A 24,661-nucleotide genomic window follows, 5' to 3' on the forward strand; every position below is an offset into this window, starting at 1 on the left:
TGTCGTACCGCGCCGCGGAGGACCGCGCCGCGTCGCCGCGTGTTGCGGGAGGGACCGCCCGCGGTGAGGCTGGTGAGGCTCCGACGGCCGTCGGCACGCGCAGGCCGCAGAACCGATGAAGGCAGGAGGACCATGACCGGAAGCCCTCCCGGGGCGGCGTCGATGCCCGCGCCGCTGACCGGGTCCGCAGCACCCTGCTGGGTCAACCTCATGACCCGCGACCTTGCATCGGCGCAGGAGTTCTACGGAGCGGTGCTGGGCTGGAGCTTCCGGTCGGCCAAGCTGGGGCAGGAGTTCTCCGTCGCACGCCGCAGGGACGTGCCGGTCGCCGGCATCGGCGCGGTGGCGACCGCCTACCGGGTGGCGGTGGCCTGGACGCCCTACTTCGCCGTCCCCGACGCCGACGCGGCGGCCTCACGCATCCGCGAGCGCAGCGGCACGGTCGCGGTGGGGCCGCTCGCGCTCGGCAAGGGACGCGGGGCACTGGCGGCCGATCTCGACGGCGCGGTGTTCGGCATCTGGGAACGGACCGAGCCCGCGACCTCGCCCCCCGTGCCGGACGACCACTCGCACGCCTGGCTGCGACTGCACACCAGGAACGCGTTCGATGCGGCGATCTTCTACGGCGGAGTGCTCGACTGGGCGAGCGGGCGCCCCGGAAGCTGCGAGGTGTCGTACGAGAAGGACGAGGTCATCGTCGACTGCAACGGGCGCCGGCTCGCCCGGATCAGCTCCGGCGCGGTGGAGGCGGCGCCCGATCCGCTGGTCCGCCCGCACTGGCAGGTCCTCTTCCCCGTCACCGACGTGGCGGCCACCGTCGAGGCGGCGCGGCAAAATGGCGGCAGCCTGGTCGAGCGGCGTCCACTGGGGCCGGGCGAGGAGGCGACTCTGCTGGACCCGGACGGTGGGCTCTTCACGGTCACGGACGTCCGGGACCCCACGGCAGGCGACGCAAACTGATCCGGCCGCTCCGTTCGGCGGTCATTTCCCCCGCTCGCGCGAGGAGCGGGCCAGCGCCCGGACCGGGACCACGAACCAGCAGCCCAGGAACCACAGCGCCATGCCGCCCACCAGCCACAGGGCGAGGGAGTTGTGCAGGGCCACCCGCAGAATGAGCAGCAGTGCGCAACACATGGTGCACAGCAGCAGGACCAGTCCGAGCACGGTCAGCCGTGACGCCCAGGTGACCGTCTGCGGCTTGAGCCGCCTTCCGCTGACCAGACGGTGGTACGACACGGGCCCGATCAGGGCGGCGGCGGTGGCGGAACCCAGCATCACGGTGACCACGTAGATGGCGCGGTCGGTGTCCGACAACTCGGCGAAGCGCGGCTGGAAGACGACGGCGAGCAGGAAGCCGAACAGGATCTGCACGCCGGTCTGGGCGACCCGCAGTTCCTGGAGCAGTTCCCCCCACCGCCGGTCCGCCCGCTCCTCGGGCGTCTCGTGACGGCCGGTCTTCGGCCCCCGGCTGCCTGCGCCGCGGGGTTTCGAGGTCACCGTGAGCCTCCGTCCGGATGCGCGGCGTACATCAGCCACCGCTCCTCCCCACCGTAGACCTCTCAACGATCACACCGGGCCCTCGACGAGCCGCCCGGCCGCGTCTAGGCTTTTGAGTACGGCATCGCGCGCCGGTCACCGGCCGGGTGAGGCGTGGAGGTGCCCGTGAGATGCCTGTTGGAGGCATTCCACAGTGTCAGTCGAGTTGAATCACACCATCATTCACGCCCGGGACAACCAGGAGTCCGCCGAGTTCCTCGCGGACATACTGGGCCTGGAAGTCGGCGCGGAATGGGGCCCGTTCGTCCCGGTCGCCACCGCAAACGGCGTCACCCTGGACTTCGCGACCGTTCCCGAGGCGTCGATCACCCTGCAGCACTACGCCTTCCTCGTCTCGGAACCGGAGTTCGACAGGGCGTACACCCGCATCAAGGAGCTCGGGCTCACGTACTACGCGGATCCGCATCGGAAGCATCCTGGCGAGATCAACCACAACGACGGCGGCCGAGGTGTGTACTTCCTCGATCCCGCCGGTCACGCCATGGAGATCATCACGCGTCCGTACGGGGGCTTCCCCTCCTGACACGGCGCACGGCCAAGGGGCCGGCCGGAAACCGCGTACGGGTTCCGGCCGGCCCCTTCCGTACCGGGTCAGGCGACCGGCAACTCCAGTTCGGGCCGGTCCCACATCACGGCGGGCGGATTGGCCGCCAGGGTGCCGGTGCGCCGGGCACCCACACTCAGGTAGAAGCCCTCGGCGGGCGGATGCGAGACGATACGGACACCGGTCAGACCGGCCGCCCGCGCCTCGTCGCGCAGATGCGCGACGAGCAACCGCCCGATGCCGAGGCCCTGCACATCATCGGCGACGAACATGAGGTCGAGCTCCGGCGGAACGAGGATCAGTGCGTAGAAGCCGAGGATCCGGTCGGTGGCGGCCTCGACGGCCGCGAAGACCCGGTGGGCCTCGATGTAGTCGGGGCCCACCTGATAGTCGGCGACCATCGCGGCGTAGTGGCCCTCGTACGCGCGGGAGGACCTGACCAGCCGGGTGAGCCGCCGGCCGTCCCGCGCGGTAGCGCGCCTGATCCGTACGTCCTCGCGGCGCGCACCCTCGTTCGGATGCGTAATGCTCGATGTCATGGTGAGAGTATTACGCATCCGGTTGCGTGCCCGCGGGGCGCCCGCTTCCGGGCGCTCGGGTCCCGGGCTACGACGGACGCCGGGCCGCGCGCCACTCCTCGACGACGGCGTCGATGTCGAACGGCTTGCGGTTCAGCAGCGGCCCGGGCGGCGGCCGCCGAATGACCGCCCGGATCTTCTCGTTGACCTCGGCCAGCATCCGCCGCACCTCGGCCTCCGTCGGCGCCTCGGACACGGCTTCGCGCACATCCTCGGCCTCTTTGCGCAGCGCCAGTACCGGCGGGAGCACCGACACCCCCTCCCGCTGCATCTTCTGCTTGATCCACCAGGTCTCGTCGTAGGGGGCGTCGAGAGCGTCGAGGGGTTTGCCGTAGCCCGGCAACTGCGAGAAATCGCCGCGCTGCTCCGACTCGCGTATCTGCTTGTCGACAAATGATTCGAAGCTGACGCCTGCGGGTTTACGTTCGGTCAACGTACGCCCCTCTCGGAGGATTCGTATTCCGGACCGTCCACTATACCCGGGACCACGAAGGCGCCCGCTGCGCCCATGGGTCCACGCCACCGCCAATTGCCCGCCACCCGCGCCCTGTTCAGGGTGTGCGCCCGGTTCGGTGCGCGTGCCCGGCGGGTGCCCCGGACCCGTTCTCCCGGGGACCGGGGGCATCCTGCCCCGATGCCGGCACGCGGACGGTGAAGGCCGCCGTGCGGACCTTCCCGTCGTGCCGGAAGTCGAGGAAGAGCCGGTACGTACCCGCGCTGGGCGCCGTCGCCGTGAAGGACACCACGGGTCCGGGACCGCCCTCGTTCGGGTGGACGTGCAGATAGGCCAGGTCGCCCGAGCGGAGGGCGACCAGATGCCCGTACGCGCCGAGGTAGGGCTGCAGATCGGTCACGGGGCGGCCGCTCCTGCTCACGGTCAGCCTCAGCTCGCCGCTCCGGCCGGCGCGGAGTTCGCCGTCGAGGGCAACGCGGTAGCCGTCCGTCTCGGCAGTGGCGCGCGGGGCCGGCAGAGGAGCGGGACGGTAGGCGCCGGAGACGGCCAGATCCGCGCCCAGCGTGAGGTTCTCGGCGCCCTCGACCGCGGGGGTGAAGTCGGCGAACGCCCGGTACCCGCCGGCCCTGGGCAGGTCGACCGGGGTCGACCAGGTTCCGTCGGCCGCGCGGACCGGGTGCAGGTGCCGGAATTCGGTGAGGTCGGTCGAGGCAAGGATGAAATGCAGTTCCTTGCCGTGCTCCCGTCGATAGGCGGTGATCTTGCGGCCGGTGCCGTCCTTGACGGCAAACCTGATTTCGGCCCGGGACCCGGCTCGTATCGTGGGCGTTTCGAGGGCCAGCGTGTAACCGCGGTCGGAGACCTGCAGCCCGCCTGCCGCTCCGGCCGCCGCCTTCGCCCCGCCCCCCTTCCCCTCGCCATGACCGGTGTGCGGCTGCGCGGGGCGGCCTTCCGCGGCCACCAGCGGGTCGACGCCCCTTCCCACGCCGTACGCGGTCCCGAAGGTCGCGGCGAGCGCGGCCGCGAAGACGGTGATCCTCAGCGCGTTGTTCATGACGGTTCCCCTCCATCGGATCAACCGGAAGGCGGCGCCTTCCGACGGTTCACAACATACCCCCTGGGGGTATCAAGTCAACCTGGGGGTACGCCAACGTCCGCCACGGTCATGACGATCCGGCCGACGGCGCCGGAGAGGAGCGGCGCCTCGGCGCGCGACTCAGGCGGACACCACGAGCCCAGTGCGCAGCCGGTCCACCGCCGCCTGCGGAATCCTCAGCCCGTCGCGCACGTACCCGTCGAGCCCGCCCCACCGCTCGTCCATCGCGTCCAGCGCCATGTCGAGATAGCGGGGACGGACCTCGATGATCGCGGACGCGATCTCCGGGTCACCGCCCGCGTCCAGGAAGCCCTGTACGTACGGGGCGTAGGCAGCCCGAACGACCGGATTCACCGCGAGGACCTCGTCCCGCACCACGTCCCGTGAGGCACCGAGCAGCATCAGGAGCAGCGCCGTGGCCCATCCGGTGCGGTCCTTGCCGGCCGTGCAGTGGAAGAGCACCGGGCGGGCGCGGTCGTCGGCGGCCGTCTCGACGAAGGCCCGGTAGGCGGCCGCGGCCCCCGGCAGGAGCACCATCTGACGGTAGGTCTCGGCGAACATCTCCTCGGCCTTCCCACTGCCCAGCAACTGCTCCGCCTCGACCGGGTCGGCGAGCAGCGCACGCAGCCGGGCAGGGGCCACACCCGGGTTGTCGCCGAGCACATCGGCGACGAAGAGCCGCGCGCCCGGGGGCAGCCGGTCGGGCGCCGCCGCGCGCTCGTCGGCGGTCCGCAGATCGACGACGGTCCGGATGCCGAGCGCCGCCACCGCCGCGTCCCGCGCGGTGTCCAGCTCGCTGAGCTGACCGGAGCGCAGCACGGCACCCGGTCGGACCCGATGGCCGGAACCCAGAGCGATGCCGCCCAGATCGCGCAGATTGACGACGGTGGAGGCCGGGACGGCCCTGGCGGTCTGCACGATGAACTTCCCCTTTTCCCGGCATGTATCCGAATTGTTCCGATCTGCCGGATCAAACGTCGCACGCGGCCGGGAATTCGACAAAGTAAAACGCCGTACGGGAGCCGTCGGAGGACAGCGAAAGAGATAAAGGAAATGTGAAATCGGCATCGCTTCCCTCCAGGTCGGAAGCGCGGGCCATTCGACCTGTCGCGTTTCCCCGGCATACCGTGCGACCGGAAACGATTGGCGGCACGTCATGGGGCGGCGGCCCTCGGGGTCCCGGCTGCGTGATTCCCGGCGATTCGGCCACCGGGCGACGACAGGCGGCCCGGCCGCCTTCGCGCCGGTCCGCACGGCCGCCCCCTCGGCGAGACCCCACCCGGTCGCCGCTCGGCCGTCGCTTCGGGGGCGACCTCGGCCACCAGGCCCGGAACCTCCCCGCACCGGAGCACGCGGCCCTCGTCGAGCACGCGTATCCGATCGCCCGTATCAATCCTCGCAATTGCTACCCTTCCGGTTGATCCGTGGAGCACATACCGAACCTGCCGGAGGGAGTGCCAACCCCTGGATCCACGCCGGTTACGCGACCGTGCGTGAAGGATCAAGCGCGTTCGGAGAGTGCAAGGTCACAGGCGGAGCCTCTGCTGCCCGTCCGGGACCTGACCTAGCATCTGGGCATGACGGTCCTGCCTGCCGACGGGCTTTCGTTGGCCGCCGAATTCCCTCACCCCACCCATGAGCAGTGGCAGAGCCTGGTCGAAGGCGTGCTGCGCAAGTCGGGCAAGGATGTTGCGGGTCCGGCCGCCGAGGAAGCGCTGTCCACCACGGTGGAGGACGGGCTCATCACCCGTCCCCTCTACACCACGCGCGACAGCGCGCCCGATGCCGGATACCCGGGATTCGCCCCTTTCACCCGCGGCGGCAAGGCCGAGGGCAACGCGGCGGGCGGCTGGGACGTACGGCAGCGGCACGCCCTGCCGGATGCCGCCAGGCTGAACGAGGCGGTGCTCGCCGATCTGGAGAACGGCGTCACCTCTCTGTGGCTGACCGTGGGCGGCCCCGGTGGCGTTCCGGTGGCCGCTCTGGCGGCGGCGCTGGACGGCGTCTATCTGGATCTGGCCCCTGTGGTGCTCGACGCCGGCGGTGAACTCGATTCCGCAGCAGCCGAGTTGCTCCGTCTGTACGCGGAGCGGGGGGTCGACGCGCAGGCCGCCCGCGGCAATCTCGGCGCCGACCCGCTCGGGCAGGCCGCCCGCAGCGGCGCCACATCCGATCCGGCGGCGGCGGTCCACTGGGCCGAACGGTGCACCCGTGAGTATCCGGGGCTGCGGGCGCTGACCGTCGACGCCTTGCCGTACCACGAGGCCGGCGGCTCGGCCGCCGAGGAGCTGGGCGCTTCGCTGGCCACCGGAGTCGCCTATCTGCGGGCGCTGACGGAGGCCGGACTCACGGTCGAAGAGGCGTGCGGGCAGCTGGAGTTCCGGTACGCGGCGACGGCCGATCAGTTCCTGACCATCGCGAAGCTGCGCGCCGCGCGGCGGCTGTGGGCCCGGGTCGCCGAGGTGTGCGGGGCCGCCGGAGCCGGGGCGCAGCGACAGCACGCGGTGACGTCCTCGGTGATGATGACGCGGCGCGACCCCTGGGTGAACATGCTGCGGACGACACTGGCGTGTCTGGGCGCGGGTGTCGGCGGGGCCGACTCCGTCACCGTGCTGCCGTTCGATCACGCCCTGGGGCTGCCGGACGCATTCGCCCGGCGCATCGCCCGCAATACGTCGACGATCCTGTTGGAGGAGTCGCATCTGGCCCGGGTGATCGACCCGGCGGGCGGTTCCTGGTACGTGGAGCGCCTCACCGCCGAACTGGCCGGCTCCGCCTGGGCGTTCTTCCAGGAGATCGAGCGGTCGGGCGGTCAGGCGGCCGCCCTGCGCTCGGGAATGATCGGTGAGCGTCTCGCGGCCACCTGGGCGGCGCGCGGCAAGGATCTGGCGCGGCGCAAGGAGCCGGTCACCGGGGTCAGCGAGTTCCCGCAGCTGGCGGAGCGCCCCGTGGAGCGCGAGGCGGCCCCCGCAGAGGTTTCCGGCGCGGCATCGGGCGGTCTGCCCAGGGTCCGTCGTGACGAGGCGTTCGAGGAGCTGCGCGCCCGGTCGGACGCCCATCTCGCGGCGACCGGGCAGCGGCCGCGGGTGTTCCTGGCCGCGCTGGGCCCGGCCTCGGCCCACACCGCGCGGGCGTCGTTCGCGTCGAACCTGTTCCAGGCGGGCGGCATCGAACCGGTCCACGACCCGGTCGCGGTCGACGCAACAACGGCCGCCGGTGCGTTCGCGTCCAGCGGGGCCGCGGTGGCGTGCCTCTGCTCCAGCGACACGCTCTACGCCGAGCAGGCCGGGGCGGTCGCCGAGGCACTGGGCTCGGCCGGAGCGCAGCGGGTGTTCCTCGCGGGCCGACCCGGCGAGTACACCGGTGTCGACGAGTACGTCTTCGCGGGCTCCGATGTGGTGGCCGTGCTCTCTTCCCTTCTCGACCGTATGGGTGTGGCGTAATGCGTATCCCTGACTTCTCCGGCATCGAGCTCGGACCGGGCGGCGCCGCCGAGGTGTCCGAGGACCAGTGGCGCGCCTCGGTGAAGGAGTCCTCCGGCAGTTCCGACGGCGATCTGCTGTGGGAGACACCGGAAGGCATCACCGTCAAGCCGCTGTACACCGGGCGTGACCTGGAGGAGCTCGACTTCCTCGGTACGTATCCGGGCATCGCCCCGTATCTGCGGGGCCCGTATCCGACGATGTACGTCAACCAGCCCTGGACGATCCGGCAGTACGCCGGGTTCTCCACCGCGGAGGAGTCCAACGCCTTCTACCGCCGCAACCTCGCGGCCGGGCAGAAGGGCCTCTCCGTCGCCTTCGACCTGCCGACCCACCGCGGCTACGACAGCGACCACCCGCGGGTGACCGGCGACGTCGGCATGGCGGGGGTGGCGATCGACTCCATCTACGACATGCGCCGGCTCTTCGACGGCATCCCGCTGGACCGGATGTCGGTGTCGATGACGATGAACGGCGCGGTGCTCCCCGTGCTCGCGCTGTACATCGTGGCCGCCGAGGAACAGGGCGTCGGGCCCGAGAAGCTGGCCGGGACCATCCAGAACGACATTCTGAAGGAGTTCATGGTCCGCAACACGTACATCTATCCGCCGAAGCCCTCGATGCGGATCATCTCCGACATCTTCGCGTACACCTCGCAGAAGATGCCGCGCTACAACTCGATCTCCATCTCCGGCTATCACATCCAGGAGGCGGGTGCGACCGCCGATCTGGAACTGGCGTACACCCTGGCGGACGGAGTGGAGTACCTGCGGGCGGGGCGGGCGGCCGGGCTCGACGTCGACGCGTTCGCACCGCGGCTGTCGTTCTTCTGGGCGATCGGCATGAACTTCTTCATGGAGATCGCGAAGTTGCGTGCGGCCCGGCTGCTGTGGGCCAAACTGGTCGGGGAGTTCGAGCCGAAGAACGCCAAGTCGCTTTCCCTGCGCACCCATTCGCAGACGTCGGGGTGGTCGCTGACCGCGCAGGACGTGTTCAACAACGTCACCCGGACCTGCGTGGAGGCGATGGCCGCCACCCAGGGGCACACCCAGTCGCTGCACACCAACGCGCTCGACGAGGCCCTCGCCCTGCCGACGGACTTCTCGGCGCGGATCGCCCGGAACACCCAGCTGCTGCTCCAGCAGGAGTCGGGCACCGGCCGGGTGATCGACCCGTGGGGCGGCAGCGCGTACGTGGAACGGCTGACGTACGACCTGGCGGACCGGGCCTGGCAGCACATCCAGGAGGTCGAAGCGGCGGGCGGCATGGCGCAGGCCATCGACGCGGGCATCCCCAAGCTCCGGGTGGAGGAGGCCGCGGCCCGTACCCAGGCGCGGATCGACTCCGGGCGCCAGCCGGTGATCGGGGTCAACAAGTACCGGGTGGAGACCGACGAGCAGATCGATGTGCTCAAGGTCGACAACTCCTCGGTGCGCACCCAGCAGGTCGAGAAGCTGCGCCGGCTGCGCGAGGAGCGCGACGAGCCGGTGTGCCAGGCGGCTCTGCGCGCGCTGACCGCGGCGGCCGGGCGGGCCCCCGGACCCGGCCTCGAAGGCAATCTGCTGGCACTCGCCGTCGATGCGGCACGCGCGATGGCGACCGTGGGCGAGATCTCGGACGCCCTGGAGAAGGTGTACGGGAGGCATGCGGGCCAGATCCGTACGATCTCCGGTGTGTACCGCAACGAAGCAGGTGAATCCCCTTCCGTGGACCGTACCCGGGCGCTGGTGGACCGGTTCGGGAAGGCCGAGGGGCGCCGTCCGCGCATCCTGGTCGCCAAGATGGGGCAGGACGGCCACGACCGGGGCCAGAAGGTGATCTCGACGGCCTTCGCCGACCTGGGCTTCGACGTCGACGTCGGCCCGCTGTTCCAGACGCCGGCCGAGGTGGCGCGGCAGGCGGTGGAGGCGGACGTGCACATCGTGGGCGTCTCCTCGCTGGCCGCGGGGCACCTCACCCTCGTCCCGGCGCTCCGCGAGGAGCTGGCCGCCGAGGGCCGCGACGACATCATGATCGTGGTGGGCGGGGTGATTCCGCCGCAGGACGTCGAGGCGCTGCACGAGGCGGGGGCAGCAGCCGTGTTCCCGCCCGGCACGGTGATTCCGGATGCCGCGTACGACCTGGTGGCGCGGCTCGGTGCCGCGCTCGGCCACGAGCTGTGAGCCGCTGACCCGATGGCTCCGACGATCGACATCGACAGCTACGCGAAGGGCGTGCTCGACGGAAGGCGGGCGTACATCGCGCGCGCCATCACTCTCGTCGAGTCCACCCGCCCCGATCACCGGGCGCTGGCCCAGCAGTTGCTGCGCGAGCTGCTCCCGCACTCCGGAAACGCCCGGCGCATCGGCATCAGCGGCGTGCCGGGGGTCGGGAAGTCCACGTTCATCGACGCGCTCGGCACGATGCTCACCGGGCTGGGCCACCGGGTCGCGGTGCTGGCCGTCGACCCCTCCTCCAGCCGTACCGGCGGCTCCATCCTGGGCGACAAGACCCGGATGGAGCGCCTCGCGGTGGACCCCGCGGCGTTCGTGCGCCCCTCCCCCACCGCCGGGACGCTCGGCGGGGTGGCCAAGGCGACCCGGGAGTCCATTGTGGTGATGGAGGCCGCGGGCTACGACGTGGTGCTGGTGGAGACGGTCGGGGTCGGCCAGTCGGAGACGGCGGTGGCCAATATGGTCGACACGTTCCTGCTGCTGACGCTGGCCCGTACCGGCGATCAGCTCCAGGGCATCAAGAAGGGCGTCCTGGAGCTGGCGGACGCCATCGCGGTCAACAAGGCGGACGGCCCGCACGAGCGTGACGCCCGCGCGGCCGCGCGCGAACTGGCGGGCGCACTGCGGCTGATGCATCCCGTGGACGCGGCCTGGACGCCCCCGGTCCTCACCTGCAGCGCCCGTGAGTCGAGCGGCCTCGACACGCTGTGGGAGCGTCTGGAGCAGCACCGTACGCTGCTCGAATCGTCCGGGCGGCTCGCGGCGAAGCGGCGTGACCAGCAGGTCGACTGGACCTGGACGATGGTGCGGGACGAACTGCTGGAGCGTCTGCGCGCCCATCCGGAGGTACGCGCGCTCACTCCGGCGCTGGAACAGCTCGTAAGAGACGGCGAGTTGACCGCTACGCTGGCGGCCGAGCAGATCCTGGAGGCGTTCCGGGGCACGCACCCGGTGGCGGGTCGCGCCGACGGGTGAGGCAGCGGTGCCGTCCGGTGGACCGGGCCCCGCCCCGGTCCACCAGGGACTGCGGGACAACCCTCAGAGGTCGAGCTGGTACTGGAGCGACTTGTGCGTCGGCTCGTATCCCAGCGCGTCATTGACGCCGCGCATGTGCGTATTGCTGTCCGCGGTGTCCGTCAGCAGCCCGCCGAGGCCCGGATGGAGCTCGCGTGCCCGCAGAATGGACCGCGCCTTCATCCACCGCGCGAGGCCGTGCCCCCGGTGTTCGGGGAGGACCCCGGTGCCGTAGTGCAGGCCGTCGCCCTTCCCGTCGCCCGGGACGACCAGTTCGGTGAAGCCCACGATCGTGGACCCGGACGCGTCGACCGCGGCGACGGTGTGGAGCAGCTCGCCGCGTGCCGCGACGGCCGCCGCCGCGGCCCGGACCCGGTCCACGTCCCAGACGACCGTGCCGTAGTCGGTGTCGTCCATCGGCATGTCGTCCATGGCGCGGCGCGACGCGGCGAACGTCGCGGCGAGGTCTTCGGGGACGGTGCCGTCCCAGGACAGCAGGCGGTAGCCCTGGTGCGGCCGCCCGGCGATTCCGCGGAGGGCGTCGGTGTCGGCCTTCTCCAGCGGGAGGCGGGCGTACGTCAGGGTCAGGACCTTGCGCAGCCCCTTGGCCCGCAGGAAGTGATCACCGGAGGATCCGGCCTCGGCCTGCGCGACGACGCTGCGTCGGCCCTCCTCACGGGCGGCCGCGACCGCCGCGTCGAGCAGCTGTGAACCGATGCCGCCCCGGCGCTCCGCCGGGTGGACGCGGAGGTCCAGTTCGGCCAGGTGGTTCTGGCCCTCGCGGGTGAAGACGCGCAGGAACGCGGAGCCCACGGGGTTGCCCTCGGGGTCGGACGCCAGCCACACCAGCCGGTGACTCGTGCCGGAACGGTCGGGGTCGGTCAGTGCGGTGATGCGTATGGACACTCTGTCTCCTCCGCGCCGAGGGCGCCGGTCAGGACGGGTGAGCGGGCCGACGGGCCCGGAGTACCACATCACTCCGCGAACGCCACGGCAACCGGATATTCCGTCCGTTGCCGCCCCGGTGGGCACGCACCGTGGTACGGTGCACCTGGTACATGTGTCCGCCCCGGTTCGGGGTGCCGGTACCGATTCACTCTCACAGAGCTGCCGCCCCCGTCCTTTCGCGACCGGCGATCCAGCTTTTCCGCACTCCTTTCCAGTCCGGTTCGGGCTTTCTCCGTCCGGGCTTTCCCGCCCGTCGTCCGGGGCGTGATGTCTTCCGCCCCCGTGCCGTCCGGGCCCCTTCGTTCGCCATGTCCGCGAAAGGACCACTCACATGACCAGCACTCTCGAACACCCCCTCGCCCAGCGGGAATTGCCCGCCGAGACCGCAGCCGGTCTCCTCGACATCACACACCAGGGGCACGGCACACTGCGCATCCGGGCCGACCACCCCTCCCCCGACGACGTGCGGGTCCCCGCCGCGCTGATCCGCCGCCACGACCTGCGCAAGGGCGATGTCGTCGAGGGCTCCTGCGACCGGCCCCGCGCCCTGTCCGAGGTCGTACGGGTCAACGGCCGCTCCCCGCAGGCGCTGCGCGGCCGGCCCCACTTCCGTGACCTGACCCCGCTCCACCCCCGGCAGCGGCTGCGCCTGGAAACGCCCTCCGGCGGCCCGGCGACCCGCCTCGTCGACCTGGTCGCCCCGATCGGCAAGGGGCAACGCGGACTCGTCGTCGCACCTCCCAGGACGGGCAAGACGGTGCTGTTGCAGCAGATCGCCGCGGCGATCGCCGTCAACCACCCCGAGTGCCGTCTGATGGTGGTGCTGCTCGACGAACGCCCCGAGGAGGTCACGGACATGCGCCGGTCCGTGCGGGGCGAGGTGCTCGCCTCGACGTTCGACCGGCCCGCGAAGGAACACATCGCGCTCGCCGAACTCGCGGTCGAACGCGCCAAGCGCCTGGTCGAACAGGGCCAGGACGTCGTCGTCCTGCTGGACTCCCTCACCCGGCTGTGCCGCGCCCACAACAACGCGTCCGCCGCGGGCGGACGCACCCTGAGCGGCGGCGTCGACGCAACCGCCCTGCTCGGCCCCAAGCGGCTCTTCGGTGCCGCACGCCTCGCCGAGGAGGGCGGCTCCCTCACCATCCTGGCCACCGCACTGGTGGAGACCGGCTCACGCGCCGACGACTACTTCTTCGAAGAGCTGAAGAGCACCGGCAACATGGAACTACGGCTCGATCGCACGCTGGCCGACAGGCGCACCTACCCGGCCGTCAACATCCCGGCGTCGGGCACCCGGCGCGATGAACTCCTGCTTCCGGAGGAAGAGTTGCGTACGGTTCGCGGGCTGCGCCGCGTGCTGCACCCGCGGGATCCGCAGACGGCTCTCGAAACGCTGCTGGACCGGATCCGGCGCACTCCCGACAACGCGGCCTTCCTCCGTACGGTCCACCGCACCGTTCCGGATGCCTGAGCCTGTCCGAGGGCAGCCGGACGGAGCAATAGCATGGGTCGCCCCCGCACGATCCGTCCCTCACGAGCACAGGGAGAGCAGGCCCATGGAGTTCCGCCGTCTCGGCCGCAGCGGTCTGACCATCAGTGAGATCGCTTACGGAAATTGGCTCACCCACGGCTCCCAGGTGGAGGAGGACGCGGCCGTCGCCTGCATCCGGGCCGCGCTCGATGCCGGGATCACCACCTTCGACACGGCGGACGTCTATGCGGAGACGCGGGCCGAAGCCGTCCTGGGCCGGGCGCTCAGGAACGAGCGCCGCGAAGGCCTAGAGGTGTTCACCAAGGTGTACTTCCCGACCGGTCCGGGGCACAACGACCGGGGCCTCGGCCGCAAGCACATCATGGAGTCCATCGACAACTCGCTGCGCCGTCTGCAGACGGACTACGTGGACCTGTACCAGGCGCACCGCTACGACCACTCGACTCCGCTGGAAGAGACCATGGAGGCATTCGCCGACGTCGTCCGCTCCGGCAAGGCCCTGTACATCGGCGTCTCGGAATGGACTGCCGACCAGCTCCGCGCCGGACACGGACTGGCCCGCGAACTGCACGTCCCGCTGATCTCCAACCAGCCTCAGTACTCGGCGCTGTGGCGGGTCATCGAGACCGAGGTGGTACCCGCGTCGGAGGAGCTGGGCATCGGTCAGATCGTCTGGTCACCGGTGGCCCAGGGCGCCCTGACGGGCAAGTACAAGCCCGGTGCGCCGCTCCCGGCGGGCTCCCGGGCGACGGACGACAAGGGCGGTGCGAGCATGGTCGCCGGCTGGCTCCGCGACGACGTGCTGGAGCGCGTCCAGCAGTTGCGGCCGCTCGCCGACCAGGCCGGTCTGAGTCTCGCCCGGCTCGCGGTCGCCTGGGTGCTGCAGAACCCCAACGTCTCCGCCGCGATCATCGGCGCCTCCCGGCCCGAACAAGTGACGGAGAACGCCGGGGCGGCGGGTGTGACCCTCGACGCGGAGCTGCTGAAGAGCATCGACGACATCCTGGAACCGGTGATGGAACGCGACCCGGGCCTGACCGCCGGGCACGAGGGCAACAGCTGATCCCGACCGGCCGCGAAGTGCGGGCGCGCAACGGCCCGGATTCACCGGCGTTCCCCCGGCACGTCGCGGTGGACAGGGTCTTCCTCCAGGCCGTACGCCGCATCCCTGTCCGGGCGGAACGCGGTCAGGTGCCGGTGTGCAGCGAGGTGGTGTGCTCGCGGACCTGTGCCGGGGTGAGATAGGAGTCCGTGTGCTCGAAGTCGCGCAGCTTGGCCGGATAGCGGTCCTGGAATCCGGTGCGTACGAAGTCGTCGCCCGCGATGGCGTTGAGCATCCAGTTGGTCATGACCCGTGCCTTGGCCACATTGGTGCGCAGCGCCGACCAGTGGTAGCCGCGGGCGACGGCCTGCGCGGCGATTCCGTGCATCTCGATGCCGATCGGCTTGGAGACCGCGTCCTTCCCGCCGAGGTCCACGACGAGGCCGAGGTCCTTGTGGACGTACGGCTTCAGCGGCTGGTGGCGCAGTGTGGCGATGAGGTTGGCGGCGAGCCTGCGCCCCTGGCGCATGGCGTGCTGCGCGGTGGGCGGGCAGACCGCCCCGCCTCCCTTGCTCAGGTCCGGTACGGCCGCCGCGTCCCCGAGGGCGAAGATGCCGTCGAAGCCGGGCAGGACCATCTCGGGCGTCACCGCCAGCCGGCCGCGCACCGTCTCCGCGTCGAAGGTGGCGACCAGGGGACTCGCGGTGACTCCCGCCGTCCAGATCAGAGTGCGGCAGGGCACCACCCGGCCGTCGGTGAAGGTGACCTTCTCCGGTCCGGCCTCGGCGACGGAGACGCCGAGCGACACCTCGATACCTCGTGCGCGCAGCACCTCCAGGGCGCTCCGGCCGAGCTTGTCCCCCAGTTCGGGCATCAGCTTCGGGGCGATGTCGATGAGATGCCACTTGATCAGCCTGGGGTCGAGCCGCGGGTAGTGCCTGAGCGCGTTGGTGGTGACGCGCTGCAGACAGGCGGCCGTCTCGGTGCCCGCGTATCCGCCGCCGACCACCACGAACTGCAGGCGTGAAGCCCGCTCGTTCTCGTCGTGGCTGGCGTCCGCGAGGTCGAGCTGAGCGATCACGTGGTCACGTACGGAGGCCGCCTCGGCCAGGGTCTTCATACCCCGGGCGTTGTCCAGCAGACCGGGGATGTCGAAGGTACGGGTGACGCTCCCGGGGCTGAGCACGATGTAGTCGTAGGGCTCGTAGACAACCTCGTCGGTGATCTTGCGAATGACACAGACCTTCGCCTTGGGGTCCACTCCGATGGCTCCGCCCGGGATGATCCGGGTGCGGTGCCTGCGACTGCGGCGCAGCGACACCGCGACCGACTGCGGAGTGAGCACGCCTGCCGCCACTTGGGGCAGCAGGGGCAGATAGAGCTGGTACGAGAACGGTGCGACGAGCGCGATCTGCGCCTCGCCCGGGATGAGCCAGCGCTCCAGACGGCGTACGCATTCCACCCCGGCGAATCCGGCGCCGACAACAAGAATCCTGGGTCGTGCCACGGTGTTCGTCCCTTCTCGGGCCTGCACGGTCGTCCGTTCGCCTGCCCCGTCGCACGCGCCCGTCCTCCCCCCATCCTTACGAGCCGCGTCCGAGTCCGCCTGCTGAGGACGGCGGACGGACCACCCGGCCCGGTCAGCGGACCAGGAGAGTGACCGCCGTACAGGTGCCGCCGACCGCACCGACGAGCACGACACCGGCGGCCACGCAGCGCGCCCTCAGCCGGCGGTAGCGTGCGTCGTATTCACCGCGCAGCTCGGTGGCGCGGGCGCAGACGCGGCGGAACATGGTCCGCGACGCGGCGATCCGGTCCGCGGTGTAGGCCCGCCGCACGTCCTCGCGCTGTGCCGTGGTGAGCCAGGGCAGCGCGTCGGTGAAGCGGTCCGCCTGTCGTCGCGCCTCCTCGACCTCGGCGTTCCACAGCAGATAGCCCTCCAGCTGTGCCAGACCGCGGGCGGTGTCCTTGTCCGGGTCCACGAGCTCCTCCTCTCCCGGTGCCGCTGTACTCACGCCTACCGGTCCCCGGGGGCCGGTGTCGTCCCGGTACCGGGGCTGCTGAGTGCTTCTTCGAGGCTGCGTACCGACGGATGGTGCAGGTCGAACGCCGGGGATTCGGAACGGATCCGCGGCAGGGTGAGGAAGTTGTGCCGCGGCGGGGGGCAGGAGGTCGCCCACTCCAGCGAACGGCCGTAGCCCCACGGGTCGTCGACCCCGACGTCGCTGCCGTATCTGGCGGTCTTCCACACGTTGTAGAGGAACGGCAGCATCGACAGGCCGAGCAGGAACGAGGAGATCGTCGAGATCGTGTTCAGCGCGGTGAAGCCGTCGACGGCGAGGTAGTCCGCGTAACGACGCGGCATGCCCTCGGCACCCAGCCAGTGCTGCACCAGGAACGTGCCGTGGAAGCCCACGAACAGCGTCCAGAAGGTGATCTTGCCGAGCCGCTCGTCCAGCATCTTCCCGGTGAACTTCGGCCACCAGAAGTGGAATCCCGCGAACATCGCGAAGACCACGGTGCCGAAGACGACGTAGTGGAAGTGCGCGACGACGAAGTACGAGTCCGAGACGTGGAAGTCCAGCGGGGGCGACGCCAGGATCACACCGGTCAGACCGCCGAAGAGGAAGGTGACGAGGAAGCCGACCGACCAGAGCATCGGTGTCTCGAAGGACAGCGATCCCTTCCACATCGTGCCGATCCAGTTGAAGAACTTCACCCCGGTCGGTACCGCGATGAGGAAGGTCATGAACGAGAAGAACGGCAGCAGCACACCGCCGGTGACGTACATGTGGTGCGCCCACACGGTCGCCGAGAGGCCCGCGATCGCGATCGTGGCACTGATCAGGCCGATGTAGCCGAAGATCGGTTTGCGGCTGAAGACCGGAATGATCTCACTGACGATCCCGAAGAACGGCAGGGCGATGATGTACACCTCCGGGTGGCCGAAGAACCAGAAGAGGTGCTGCCAGAGCAGCGCGCCGCCGTTGGCCGGGTCGAAGACGTGCGCACCGAACTTCCGGTCCGCCTCCAGCACCAGGAGGGCCGCCGCGAGGACCGGGAAGGCCAGCAGGACGAGCACGGCGGTCAGCAGGACGTTCCAGACGAAGATCGGCATGCGGAACATCGTCATGCCGGGGGCGCGCAGGCAGATGATCGTGGTGATGAAGTTGACCGAGCCGAGGATCGTGCCGAAGCCGGAGAAGGCCAGACCCATGATCCACAAGTCGCTGCCGATGCCCGGCGAGCGGACCGCGTCGGTCAGCGGGGAGTAGGCGAACCAGCCGAAGTCGGCAGCGCCCTGCGGGGTGAGGAAGCCGGCCACGACGATCAGCGAGCCGAAGAGGTACAGCCAGTAGGCGAACATGTTCAGCCGCGGGAACGCCACATCGGGTGCGCCGATCTGCAACGGCATGATCCAGTTCGTGAAGCCGGCGAACAGCGGCGTCGCGAACATCAGCAGCATGATCGTGCCGTGGATCGTGAACGCCTGATTGAACTGCTCGGGCGAGACGATCTGGATCCCCGGTCGCGCCAGCTCGGCCCGCATGACCAGGGCCAGCACACCGCCGACGAGAAAGAAGGCGAACGACGTGACCAGGTAGAGCGAGCCGATCGTCTTGTGGTCCGTGGTCGTCAGCCACTTGATGACGACGTTGCCCGGCTCCTTGGCGTGTACCGGAAGCTCGTTCGCGTACGCCTCCTCCTCGTCGGCTGCCCCTGGTGTGCCCGTCGTCGTCACTGGGACGCTCCTTCGATTGTCATTCGCGGGCGGACTGCGCACCCGGCAGGGGCGCCGCCTCAGCGGGGTGGCCGACCGGCCGGCCCCGCGCGCGTCACGCCAGATTCCAGGTGCAGCAAATCAGCCGCGGGGCCACTCTGCGCGGCCCTGCGCCCGCCGTCGCGCGACTTTCACCCGTCAGGGCGTCCTCGGGTCCGGAGCCGTGCCCGCCCGCACCCGGCCGATGACCGCGCGGTGTTCCGCGGCGGATGACGGACGGCGACGGTGTCCGCGGCGCGGGGTACGGAGGTCCTGCCCGCTCAACCGGCCACGAGCGCACACCGGTTCACGCCGCCGGTTCGCGACGGCGTCTCGGGGCAGCCCAACTCCCGTGCCGGGCGGCGCCGTTGCCGGACGGACGGTGGGCGTCCGGATCGGCGGCCGGCCCGGCCGCCCCAGCCGTCCGTCAGGCGAGTCCGCCCGTCGCGCGCACGTTCTGGCCGGTGATCCAACGGCCGTCGTGGCCGGCCAGGAAGGCAACCACATCGGCCACATCGGCGGGTTCGCCCAATCGGCCGAGCGGAGTCATGCCGACGACGGCGTCGAGCGCCTCCGGCGGGTTGGCGCCGCGCAGCAGTTCGGTGTCGGTCGCGCCGGGCGAGACGGTGTTGACGGTGATCCCGCGCCCTCCGAGTTCACGGGCGGCGATGGCGGTGAGCTGCTCGACCGCCCCCTTGCTGGCCGCGTACGCGGAGATGCCGGGGCCCGGCCGCACGGTGTTCGCCGTGGAGATGTTCACGATGCGGCCGCCGTCGCGCATCCGCTCCGCCGCATGGCGGATCGTCAGGAAGACCGCTCTCGTGTTGACCGCCATCACCTTGTCGAACACCTCCGGGGCGGTGTCCACGATGAGTGAGGGGGTGAAGCACAGCGCGGCGTTGTTCACCAGGATGTCGAGTCCGCCCAGGCGCTCCTCGGCGGCTTCCATCAACTGCTGGGCCCCGTCCGGGGCTGCGAGGTCGAGACGGACGGCCGAGGCCTCTCCGCCCTTGTCCCGCACGGTGCGGACGACGTCCTCGGCCGCCTCGTCGCTGGTGGCGTAGTTGAAGACCACATGTGCCCCGTCACGGCACAGACGCTCGACAATGGCGCGGCCGATGCCCCGCGACCCCCCGGTGACCACGGCGTTCTTGCCCGTCAGCACGGTCCCTCCTCCTCGAAGAGCAGTCGATCGGATCGTCCGAACATACCGTCGCGAGGGCTCGTTGTACGCGATTGTGCGGAGAACGTCCGGCGTCGGGCGAGCGGGCCGCGACGATTCCGTCGCGGGACACGCGACCGCCCCGGCCGGGCATGATGCCGGCCGGGGCGGGAGGGGCGCCGGGATGCGCCCGGAGACGGCGGTCTCGTCAGCCCAGGCTCGCGATGGCCTGCGTGAACGTCGCCGACGGACGCATGACGGCTGCGGCCTTGGCCGGGTCGGGCTGGTAGTAGCCGCCGATGTCGGCCGGCGAGCCCTGCACCGCGATGAGCTCGTCGACGATGGTGCGCTCCTGCTCCTCCAGCGTCTTCGCGAGCCCGGCGAACGCCTGCGCGAGCTCCGCGTCGTCGGTCTGCCGCGCCAGCTCCTGGGCCCAGTAGAGGGCCAGGTAGAAGTGGCTGCCGCGGTTGTCGATGCCGCCCAGCTTGCGGCTCGGCGACTTGTCCTCGTTGAGGAAGGTGCCGGTCGCGCGGTCGAGCGTGTCCGCGAGAACCTGGGCACGCGCGTTGCCCGTGGTCTTCGCCAGGTGCTCGAAGCTGGCAGCGAGCGCGAAGAACTCGCCCAGGCTGTCCCAGCGCAGGTAGTTCTCCTTGACGAGCTGCTGGACGTGCTTGGGCGCGGAGCCGCCGGCGCCGGTCTCGAACAGTCCGCCGCCGTTCATGAGCGGGACGACGGAGAGCATCTTCGCGCTCGTGCCCAGCTCCAGGATCGGGAACAGGTCGGTCAGGTAGTCACGCAGGACGTTGCCGGTGACCGAGATGGTGTCCTCGCCGCGGCGGATGCGCTCCAGCGAGAAGGCGGTCGCCTTCACCGGCGACATGATCTCGATCTGCAGGCCGTCGGTGTCGTGGTCGGCGAGGTACGTCTTGACCTTGGCGATCAGCTGCGCGTCGTGGGCCCGGTCCTCGTCGAGCCAGAACACGGCCGGGGCGCCCGTGGCGCGCGCGCGGGTGACGGCGAGCTTGACCCAGTCCTGGATCGGCAGGTCCTTGGCCTGGCACATGCGGAAGATGTCGCCCGCGCCCACGGCCTGCTCCAGCACGACGTTGCCGCTGCCGTCGACGACCCGCACCGTACCGGTGGTGGGGACCTCGAAGGTCTTGTCGTGGCTGCCGTACTCCTCGGCCTTCTGCGCCATCAGGCCGACGTTCGGCACGGAGCCCATGGTCGACGGGTCGAAGGCGCCGTTGGCGCGGCAGTCGTCGATGACGACCTGGTAGACACCCGCGTAACTGCTGTCGGGGAGCACCGCGAGGGTGTCGGCCTCCTGGCCGTCCGGCCCCCACATGTGACCGGAGGTGCGGATCATGGCCGGCATGGAGGCGTCGACGATGACATCGCTCGGCACGTGCAGGTTGGTGATGCCCTTGTCGGAGTCGACCATGGCCAGGGCGGGGCCTTCGGCGAGCTCGGCCTCGAAGGCCGCCTTGATCTCGGCGCCCACGTGCGGCACCGAGTCCAGGCCGTTGAGGATGGCGCCGAGGCCGTCGTTCGGGGAGAGGCCGGCCGCGACGAGCACGTCGCCGTACTTGGCGAACGTGTTCGGGAAGAAGGCGCGGACCACGTGGCCGAAGATGATCGGGTCGGAGACCTTCATCATGGTGGCCTTGAGGTGGACGGAGAACAGCACGCCCTCGGCCTTGGCGCGGGCGACCTGCGCGGTGAAGAACTCGCGCAGGGCCGCGACGCGCATGACCGCCGCGTCGATGACCTCGCCCGCGAGCACCGGCACCGACTCACGCAGCACGGTGGTGCTGCCGTCGTCCCCGGCGAGCTCGATGCGCAGCGTGCCGGCCTCGGCGACGACCGTGGACTTCTCGGTGGAGCGGAAGTCGTCGACGCCCATGGTGGCGACGTTCGTCTTCGAGTCGGCCGACCACGCGCCCATGCGGTGCGGGTGCGTCTTGGCGTAGTTCTTGACCGAGGCGGGGGCCCGGCGGTCGGAGTTGCCCTCGCGCAGCACCGGGTTCACGGCGCTGCCCTTGACCTTGTCGTAGCGCGCGCGGACGTCCTTGTCCTCATCGGTCTGCGGGTCGTCCGGGTAGTCCGGCAGCGCGTAGCCCTGCGCCTGGAGCTCGGCGATGGCAGCCTTCAACTGCGGGATCGACGCCGAGATGTTCGGCAGCTTGATGATGTTGGCCTCGGGCGTCCTGGCCAGCGCACCGAGCTCGGCCAGCGCGTCGTCGATGCGCTGGCTCTCCTGGAGACGCTCGGGGAAGCCGGCGATGATGCGCCCGGCCAGAGAGATGTCACGGCTCTCGACATTGACCCCGGCCGTCGAGGCGTACGCCTGGACGACGGGCAAGAACGAATACGTCGCCAGGGCCGGGGCCTCGTCGGTGTGTGTATAGATGATGGTCGAGTCAGTCACCCTCTGCTCCGCTCCACGTCTGCAACATTGCTTGACATCAAGATATCTCGTGGTCGCCGACGGCTCGACAGTGCCCTGCCCCCGCTCCGACGGGAGCCGTCGGAGCGGTCCGGTTCAGGGACGCCCCGACGGCGGGACCTCCTCGCCGGGCGGCACCGGCCCCGGCTCGGTGCCGTCCCCGAACGGGCGTCCGCCCAGCTCTTCCCGGTGGTGCGGGGTCAGCCAGCCCGACAGGTCGGGGCCGACGGGCACAATGCCGGTGGGGTTGATGCCGGTGTGGACCCGGTAGTAGTGCTGCTTGATGTGGTGGAAGTCGACCGTGTCACCGAATCCGGGCGTCTGGTACAGGTCCCTGGCGTACGCCCACAGGACCCGGTCCTCGGACAGCTTCGTACGGTTGCACTTGAAGTGTCCGTGGTAGACGGCGTCGAAGCGCACCAGCGTGGTGAACAGCCTGATGTCGGCCTCGGTGAGGGATGCGCCGACGAGGTAGCGCCGGTCCGCGAGACGTTCGGACACCAGGTCCAGGCGCCGGAACACGTCCTCGTACGCGGCTTCGTACTCGGACTGCCCCGCCGCGAACCCCGCGCGGTACACGCCGTTGTTCACATCGCGGTAGATGCCCTCCATGACGTCGTCGATCTCGTCACGCAGGCCTTCGGGGTACAGGTCGGGCGCGCCCTTCCGGTGCAGCGCGGTCCACTCCGTCGCGAAGTCCAGGGTGATCTGCTGGAAGTCGTTGGTGACGAGTCTGCCGCTGGGCACGTCGACGATCGCCGGCACACTGACCCCGCCCGGGTAGTCCTGCTCCCTCGCGTTGTACGCCTCGCCGAGGTAGCGGATCCCGAGCACCGGGTCCCGGCCTCCCTCGTCCAGGGTGAAGCGCCAGCTGCGGTCGTCCTGGATCGGATCGGCGACGGCCAGCGAGAGCGCCTCCTCCAGCCCGAGGAGCCGCCGGGAGACGAGTGCGCGGCTCGCCCACGGGCAGGCGCGGCTGACGACCAGCCGGTAGCGGCCGGCCTCGACGGGCCAGCCGTCGCGGCCGTCGGCGGTGATGCGGTCGGCGAAGTGGCTCTTGGAGCGTTTGAAGGCCTTGTGCCCGTACGTCTCGTTGCCGTCGGGCCTGCCGTTGGTCTCTGTGCCGGTGGTCCCGCTCATCTCGCTCTCCCTCATGACGCTCTTCCTACGGTTGGACTTCGGACGGGTCGTTGTGCACGGCTCCTGTCACGGCGCTCCCCGAACACGTCGGCCATCCCGATGAGCAGCGCGGCCAGGATGAAGGCGCCCGCGACCACGAGGCCGTGGTCGTACGCGGTGGCCCACCCGTCGCCGCCCAGTTGGGCGAAGAACACCGAGCCGACTGCCGCGATCCCGATCGCCGATCCGACGCGCTGGCCGGTCTGGAGGGTTCCGCCTGCGCTCCCCGCCGTCGCCACCGGCACTTCGGAGAGAGTCAGCGCCTGGTTCGGGGAGATGACCAGCCCACTGCCCAGCCCGGCCAGCAGCAGCGGGGCCGCCATCACCCAGCCCGCACCCCGCCCCGGCACCAGGTGCACGGCAAACGCGGTGCCCGCCAGCCCCACGGTCACCGTGATCAGCCCGGCCACGACGAGGGGGCGGCCCAAGCGGCCGACCAGCCGGCCACCGGGGCCCGCCGCGACGGCCGAGCCCACCGCGAAGGGCGTGATGGCGATTCCCGCCTGCAGGGCGGAGTAGTGCAGGCCGTTCTGCAGGTAGAGCGTGGTGAGGAAGAAGATCGAGGTGAATCCGCAGAAGTACAGGAGGATCAGCAGACAGCCGAGCCAGTAGGAGCGGACCCGGAAGAGCGACAGGTCGACGACGGGTTGCGTGCCGCGCCTGCCGCATCGGGACTCCCAGCCGACGAAGGCGACGAGGAGCGCCGCGGCCACCGGGACCAGCAGCCATTTCCGGTCGCCCGGCCACTGCTGCGCCTGGACGAACGGGAGCAGCAGCGCCAGCACGCCCGCGCCGAGCAGCAGGACCCCGAGGGGGTCCAGGTCGCGCAGGCGCACCGGGCCGGCCGAGGGGGTGTCCGGGAGCAGGCGCCGGGCGAGCAGGAGGCAGACGGCGCCGAGCGGCAGATTGACGTAGAACACCCAGCGCCAGCCCTCGTGGGCCCCGGCCGCCTGGATCAGCAGCCCACCCGTCAGCGGGCCGACGGCGGTGGAGATGCCGACCACCGTGCCGAACATGCCGAAGGCCCGGCCGCGTTCGTCGCCGGAGAACATCTGCTGGATCAACGCGGAGATCTGGGGCGAGATCATGCCTCCGGCGAGGCCCTGGACCAGTCGGGCGATGACCAGCCACAGGCTGGACTGGGAGGCTCCGCAGGCCGCCGACGCCAGGGTGAACAGGGCCAGTCCGGCCATGAACACCACGCGGCGCCCCCGCGCGTCACCGAGCCGTCCGGCGGGGATCAGGAACAGACCGAAGGCGAGCGCGTAGCCGGAGAGGATCCATTGAAGATCGGACTCCGGAGTGCGGAGTCCTTCCCTGATCGACGGCAGGGCGACATTGACGATGGACACGTCCAGCAGGGTCATGAACCCCGCGATCAGGCACACCGCGAGCGCCTGCCATCGACGCGGGTCGGGGGTGCCGAGGTCGGAGGCAGAGTGATCGCCCCACCTCGCAGCACCCCGGTGAGCTGCACTCTCTGCCATGGCTCGCACCCTAGGACGAAGCGGCCCGATACTCGTCCCGGCAGGGCCGCGACGGCGTTTTTCCGGCATCGGACGGCGGCCTCTCCGGCGGCGGACGGCAGCTCTTGCGGCGACGGACGTCGCGGTGGACGGTCGGCGCCGGGTGGCGGCGGCCGGCGGCCGCTCCGTCTCTGCCCCGCTCGGTCCTTACCCCGATGCGGC

Annotated in this window: 20 protein-coding genes; 7 read left to right on the top strand and 13 right to left on the bottom strand. The window is 70.6% G+C overall.

Annotated elements, in window-relative coordinates:
• Positions 1-132: 132 nt before the first annotated feature.
• Positions 133-960, top strand: a complete 828-nt coding sequence (locus ACFVT1_RS14395) for a VOC family protein (protein WP_389795034.1) — start codon at positions 133-135, stop codon at positions 958-960.
• A gap of 21 nt (positions 961-981) precedes the next feature.
• On the opposite strand, the gene ACFVT1_RS14400 is transcribed toward ACFVT1_RS14395, so the two are convergent.
• Positions 982-1,497, bottom strand: coding sequence for a DUF6328 family protein (locus tag ACFVT1_RS14400; protein WP_389795036.1), 516 nt, complete (start codon positions 1,495-1,497; stop codon positions 982-984).
• A 193-nt stretch (positions 1,498-1,690) separates the two neighbouring features.
• On the opposite strand from ACFVT1_RS14400, the gene ACFVT1_RS14405 reads away from it, so the two are divergent.
• Positions 1,691-2,080: a VOC family protein gene (locus ACFVT1_RS14405; protein WP_389795037.1), complete on the top strand. Its 390-nt coding sequence runs from the start codon at positions 1,691-1,693 to the stop codon at positions 2,078-2,080.
• Between the two features lie 68 nt (positions 2,081-2,148).
• On the opposite strand, the gene ACFVT1_RS14410 is transcribed toward ACFVT1_RS14405, so the two are convergent.
• The 4 genes from ACFVT1_RS14410 to ACFVT1_RS14425 all read right to left on the bottom strand — a co-directional run bounded on the left by ACFVT1_RS14410 (position 2,149) and on the right by ACFVT1_RS14425 (position 5,147).
• Positions 2,149-2,640, bottom strand: coding sequence for a GNAT family N-acetyltransferase (locus ACFVT1_RS14410; RefSeq protein ID WP_389795039.1), 492 nt, complete (start codon positions 2,638-2,640; stop codon positions 2,149-2,151).
• 67 nt (positions 2,641-2,707) lie between these two features.
• Positions 2,708-3,112, bottom strand: a complete 405-nt coding sequence (locus ACFVT1_RS14415) for a DUF1992 domain-containing protein (protein ID WP_389795041.1) — start codon at positions 3,110-3,112, stop codon at positions 2,708-2,710.
• 118 nt (positions 3,113-3,230) lie between these two features.
• Positions 3,231-4,187 (bottom strand): hypothetical protein, encoded by a 957-nt coding sequence (locus ACFVT1_RS14420; RefSeq protein WP_389795043.1) that lies wholly within the window; start codon positions 4,185-4,187, stop codon positions 3,231-3,233.
• A gap of 162 nt (positions 4,188-4,349) precedes the next feature.
• Positions 4,350-5,147: a tyrosine-protein phosphatase gene (locus ACFVT1_RS14425; RefSeq protein WP_389795045.1), complete on the bottom strand. Its 798-nt coding sequence runs from the start codon at positions 5,145-5,147 to the stop codon at positions 4,350-4,352.
• Between the two features lie 659 nt (positions 5,148-5,806).
• Between ACFVT1_RS14425 and mutA the strand changes: the two genes are divergently transcribed.
• From mutA to meaB, 3 genes are read left to right on the top strand one after another with little or no spacing between them, the layout of a single operon-like run.
• Positions 5,807-7,672: a methylmalonyl-CoA mutase small subunit gene (gene mutA, locus ACFVT1_RS14430; protein ID WP_389795047.1), complete on the top strand. Its 1,866-nt coding sequence runs from the start codon at positions 5,807-5,809 to the stop codon at positions 7,670-7,672.
• Positions 7,672-9,873: a methylmalonyl-CoA mutase gene (gene scpA / locus ACFVT1_RS14435; protein WP_389795049.1), complete on the top strand. Its 2,202-nt coding sequence runs from the start codon at positions 7,672-7,674 to the stop codon at positions 9,871-9,873. Before mutA ends, scpA begins: the two co-directional genes overlap by 1 nt.
• A 12-nt stretch (positions 9,874-9,885) precedes the next feature.
• Positions 9,886-10,899, top strand: a complete 1,014-nt coding sequence (meaB, locus tag ACFVT1_RS14440; protein WP_389795051.1) for a methylmalonyl Co-A mutase-associated GTPase MeaB — start codon at positions 9,886-9,888, stop codon at positions 10,897-10,899.
• A gap of 63 nt (positions 10,900-10,962) precedes the next feature.
• Here meaB and ACFVT1_RS14445 read toward each other — a convergent pair whose 3' ends face one another.
• Complete coding sequence (locus tag ACFVT1_RS14445) at positions 10,963-11,844, bottom strand: GNAT family N-acetyltransferase (protein ID WP_389795053.1); 882 nt, start codon at positions 11,842-11,844, stop codon at positions 10,963-10,965.
• 373 nt (positions 11,845-12,217) lie between these two features.
• Between ACFVT1_RS14445 and rho the strand changes: the two genes are divergently transcribed.
• On the top strand, positions 12,218-13,360 hold the full coding sequence (rho, locus tag ACFVT1_RS14450; protein ID WP_389795055.1) for a transcription termination factor Rho: 1,143 nt from the start codon (positions 12,218-12,220) through the stop codon (positions 13,358-13,360).
• Positions 13,361-13,445: 85 nt separating this feature from the next.
• Positions 13,446-14,444, top strand: coding sequence for an aldo/keto reductase family protein (locus ACFVT1_RS14455; RefSeq protein WP_362198644.1), 999 nt, complete (start codon positions 13,446-13,448; stop codon positions 14,442-14,444).
• A 124-nt stretch (positions 14,445-14,568) separates the two neighbouring features.
• Here the strand turns inward: ACFVT1_RS14455 and ACFVT1_RS14460 are convergent, their stop codons facing one another.
• The 7 genes from ACFVT1_RS14460 to ACFVT1_RS14490 all read right to left on the bottom strand — a co-directional run bounded on the left by ACFVT1_RS14460 (position 14,569) and on the right by ACFVT1_RS14490 (position 24,460).
• Positions 14,569-15,930, bottom strand: a complete 1,362-nt coding sequence (locus ACFVT1_RS14460; RefSeq protein ID WP_389795057.1) for an NAD(P)/FAD-dependent oxidoreductase — start codon at positions 15,928-15,930, stop codon at positions 14,569-14,571.
• 133 nt (positions 15,931-16,063) lie between these two features.
• Positions 16,064-16,405, bottom strand: a complete 342-nt coding sequence (locus ACFVT1_RS14465; RefSeq protein ID WP_389795483.1) for a hypothetical protein — start codon at positions 16,403-16,405, stop codon at positions 16,064-16,066.
• 35 nt (positions 16,406-16,440) lie between these two features.
• The gene (gene ctaD, locus ACFVT1_RS14470) at positions 16,441-18,165 is read right to left on the bottom strand and encodes a cytochrome c oxidase subunit I (protein ID WP_389795059.1); all 1,725 of its coding nucleotides are present in this window, start codon (positions 18,163-18,165) and stop codon (positions 16,441-16,443) included.
• A 445-nt stretch (positions 18,166-18,610) separates the two neighbouring features.
• The gene (locus tag ACFVT1_RS14475) at positions 18,611-19,348 is read right to left on the bottom strand and encodes a glucose 1-dehydrogenase (protein ID WP_389795060.1); all 738 of its coding nucleotides are present in this window, start codon (positions 19,346-19,348) and stop codon (positions 18,611-18,613) included.
• A 205-nt stretch (positions 19,349-19,553) separates the two neighbouring features.
• The gene (locus tag ACFVT1_RS14480; RefSeq protein WP_389795062.1) at positions 19,554-21,776 is read right to left on the bottom strand and encodes an NADP-dependent isocitrate dehydrogenase; all 2,223 of its coding nucleotides are present in this window, start codon (positions 21,774-21,776) and stop codon (positions 19,554-19,556) included.
• Between the two features lie 114 nt (positions 21,777-21,890).
• The gene (locus tag ACFVT1_RS14485) at positions 21,891-22,934 is read right to left on the bottom strand and encodes a glutathione S-transferase family protein (RefSeq protein WP_389795064.1); all 1,044 of its coding nucleotides are present in this window, start codon (positions 22,932-22,934) and stop codon (positions 21,891-21,893) included.
• A gap of 11 nt (positions 22,935-22,945) precedes the next feature.
• Positions 22,946-24,460, bottom strand: a complete 1,515-nt coding sequence (locus ACFVT1_RS14490) for an MFS transporter (protein ID WP_389795066.1) — start codon at positions 24,458-24,460, stop codon at positions 22,946-22,948.
• Positions 24,461-24,661 lie beyond the last annotated feature (201 nt).

The sequence above is a fragment of the Streptomyces sp. NPDC057963 genome, assembly GCF_042887155.1.
Taxonomy (GTDB): domain Bacteria; phylum Actinomycetota; class Actinomycetes; order Streptomycetales; family Streptomycetaceae; genus Streptomyces.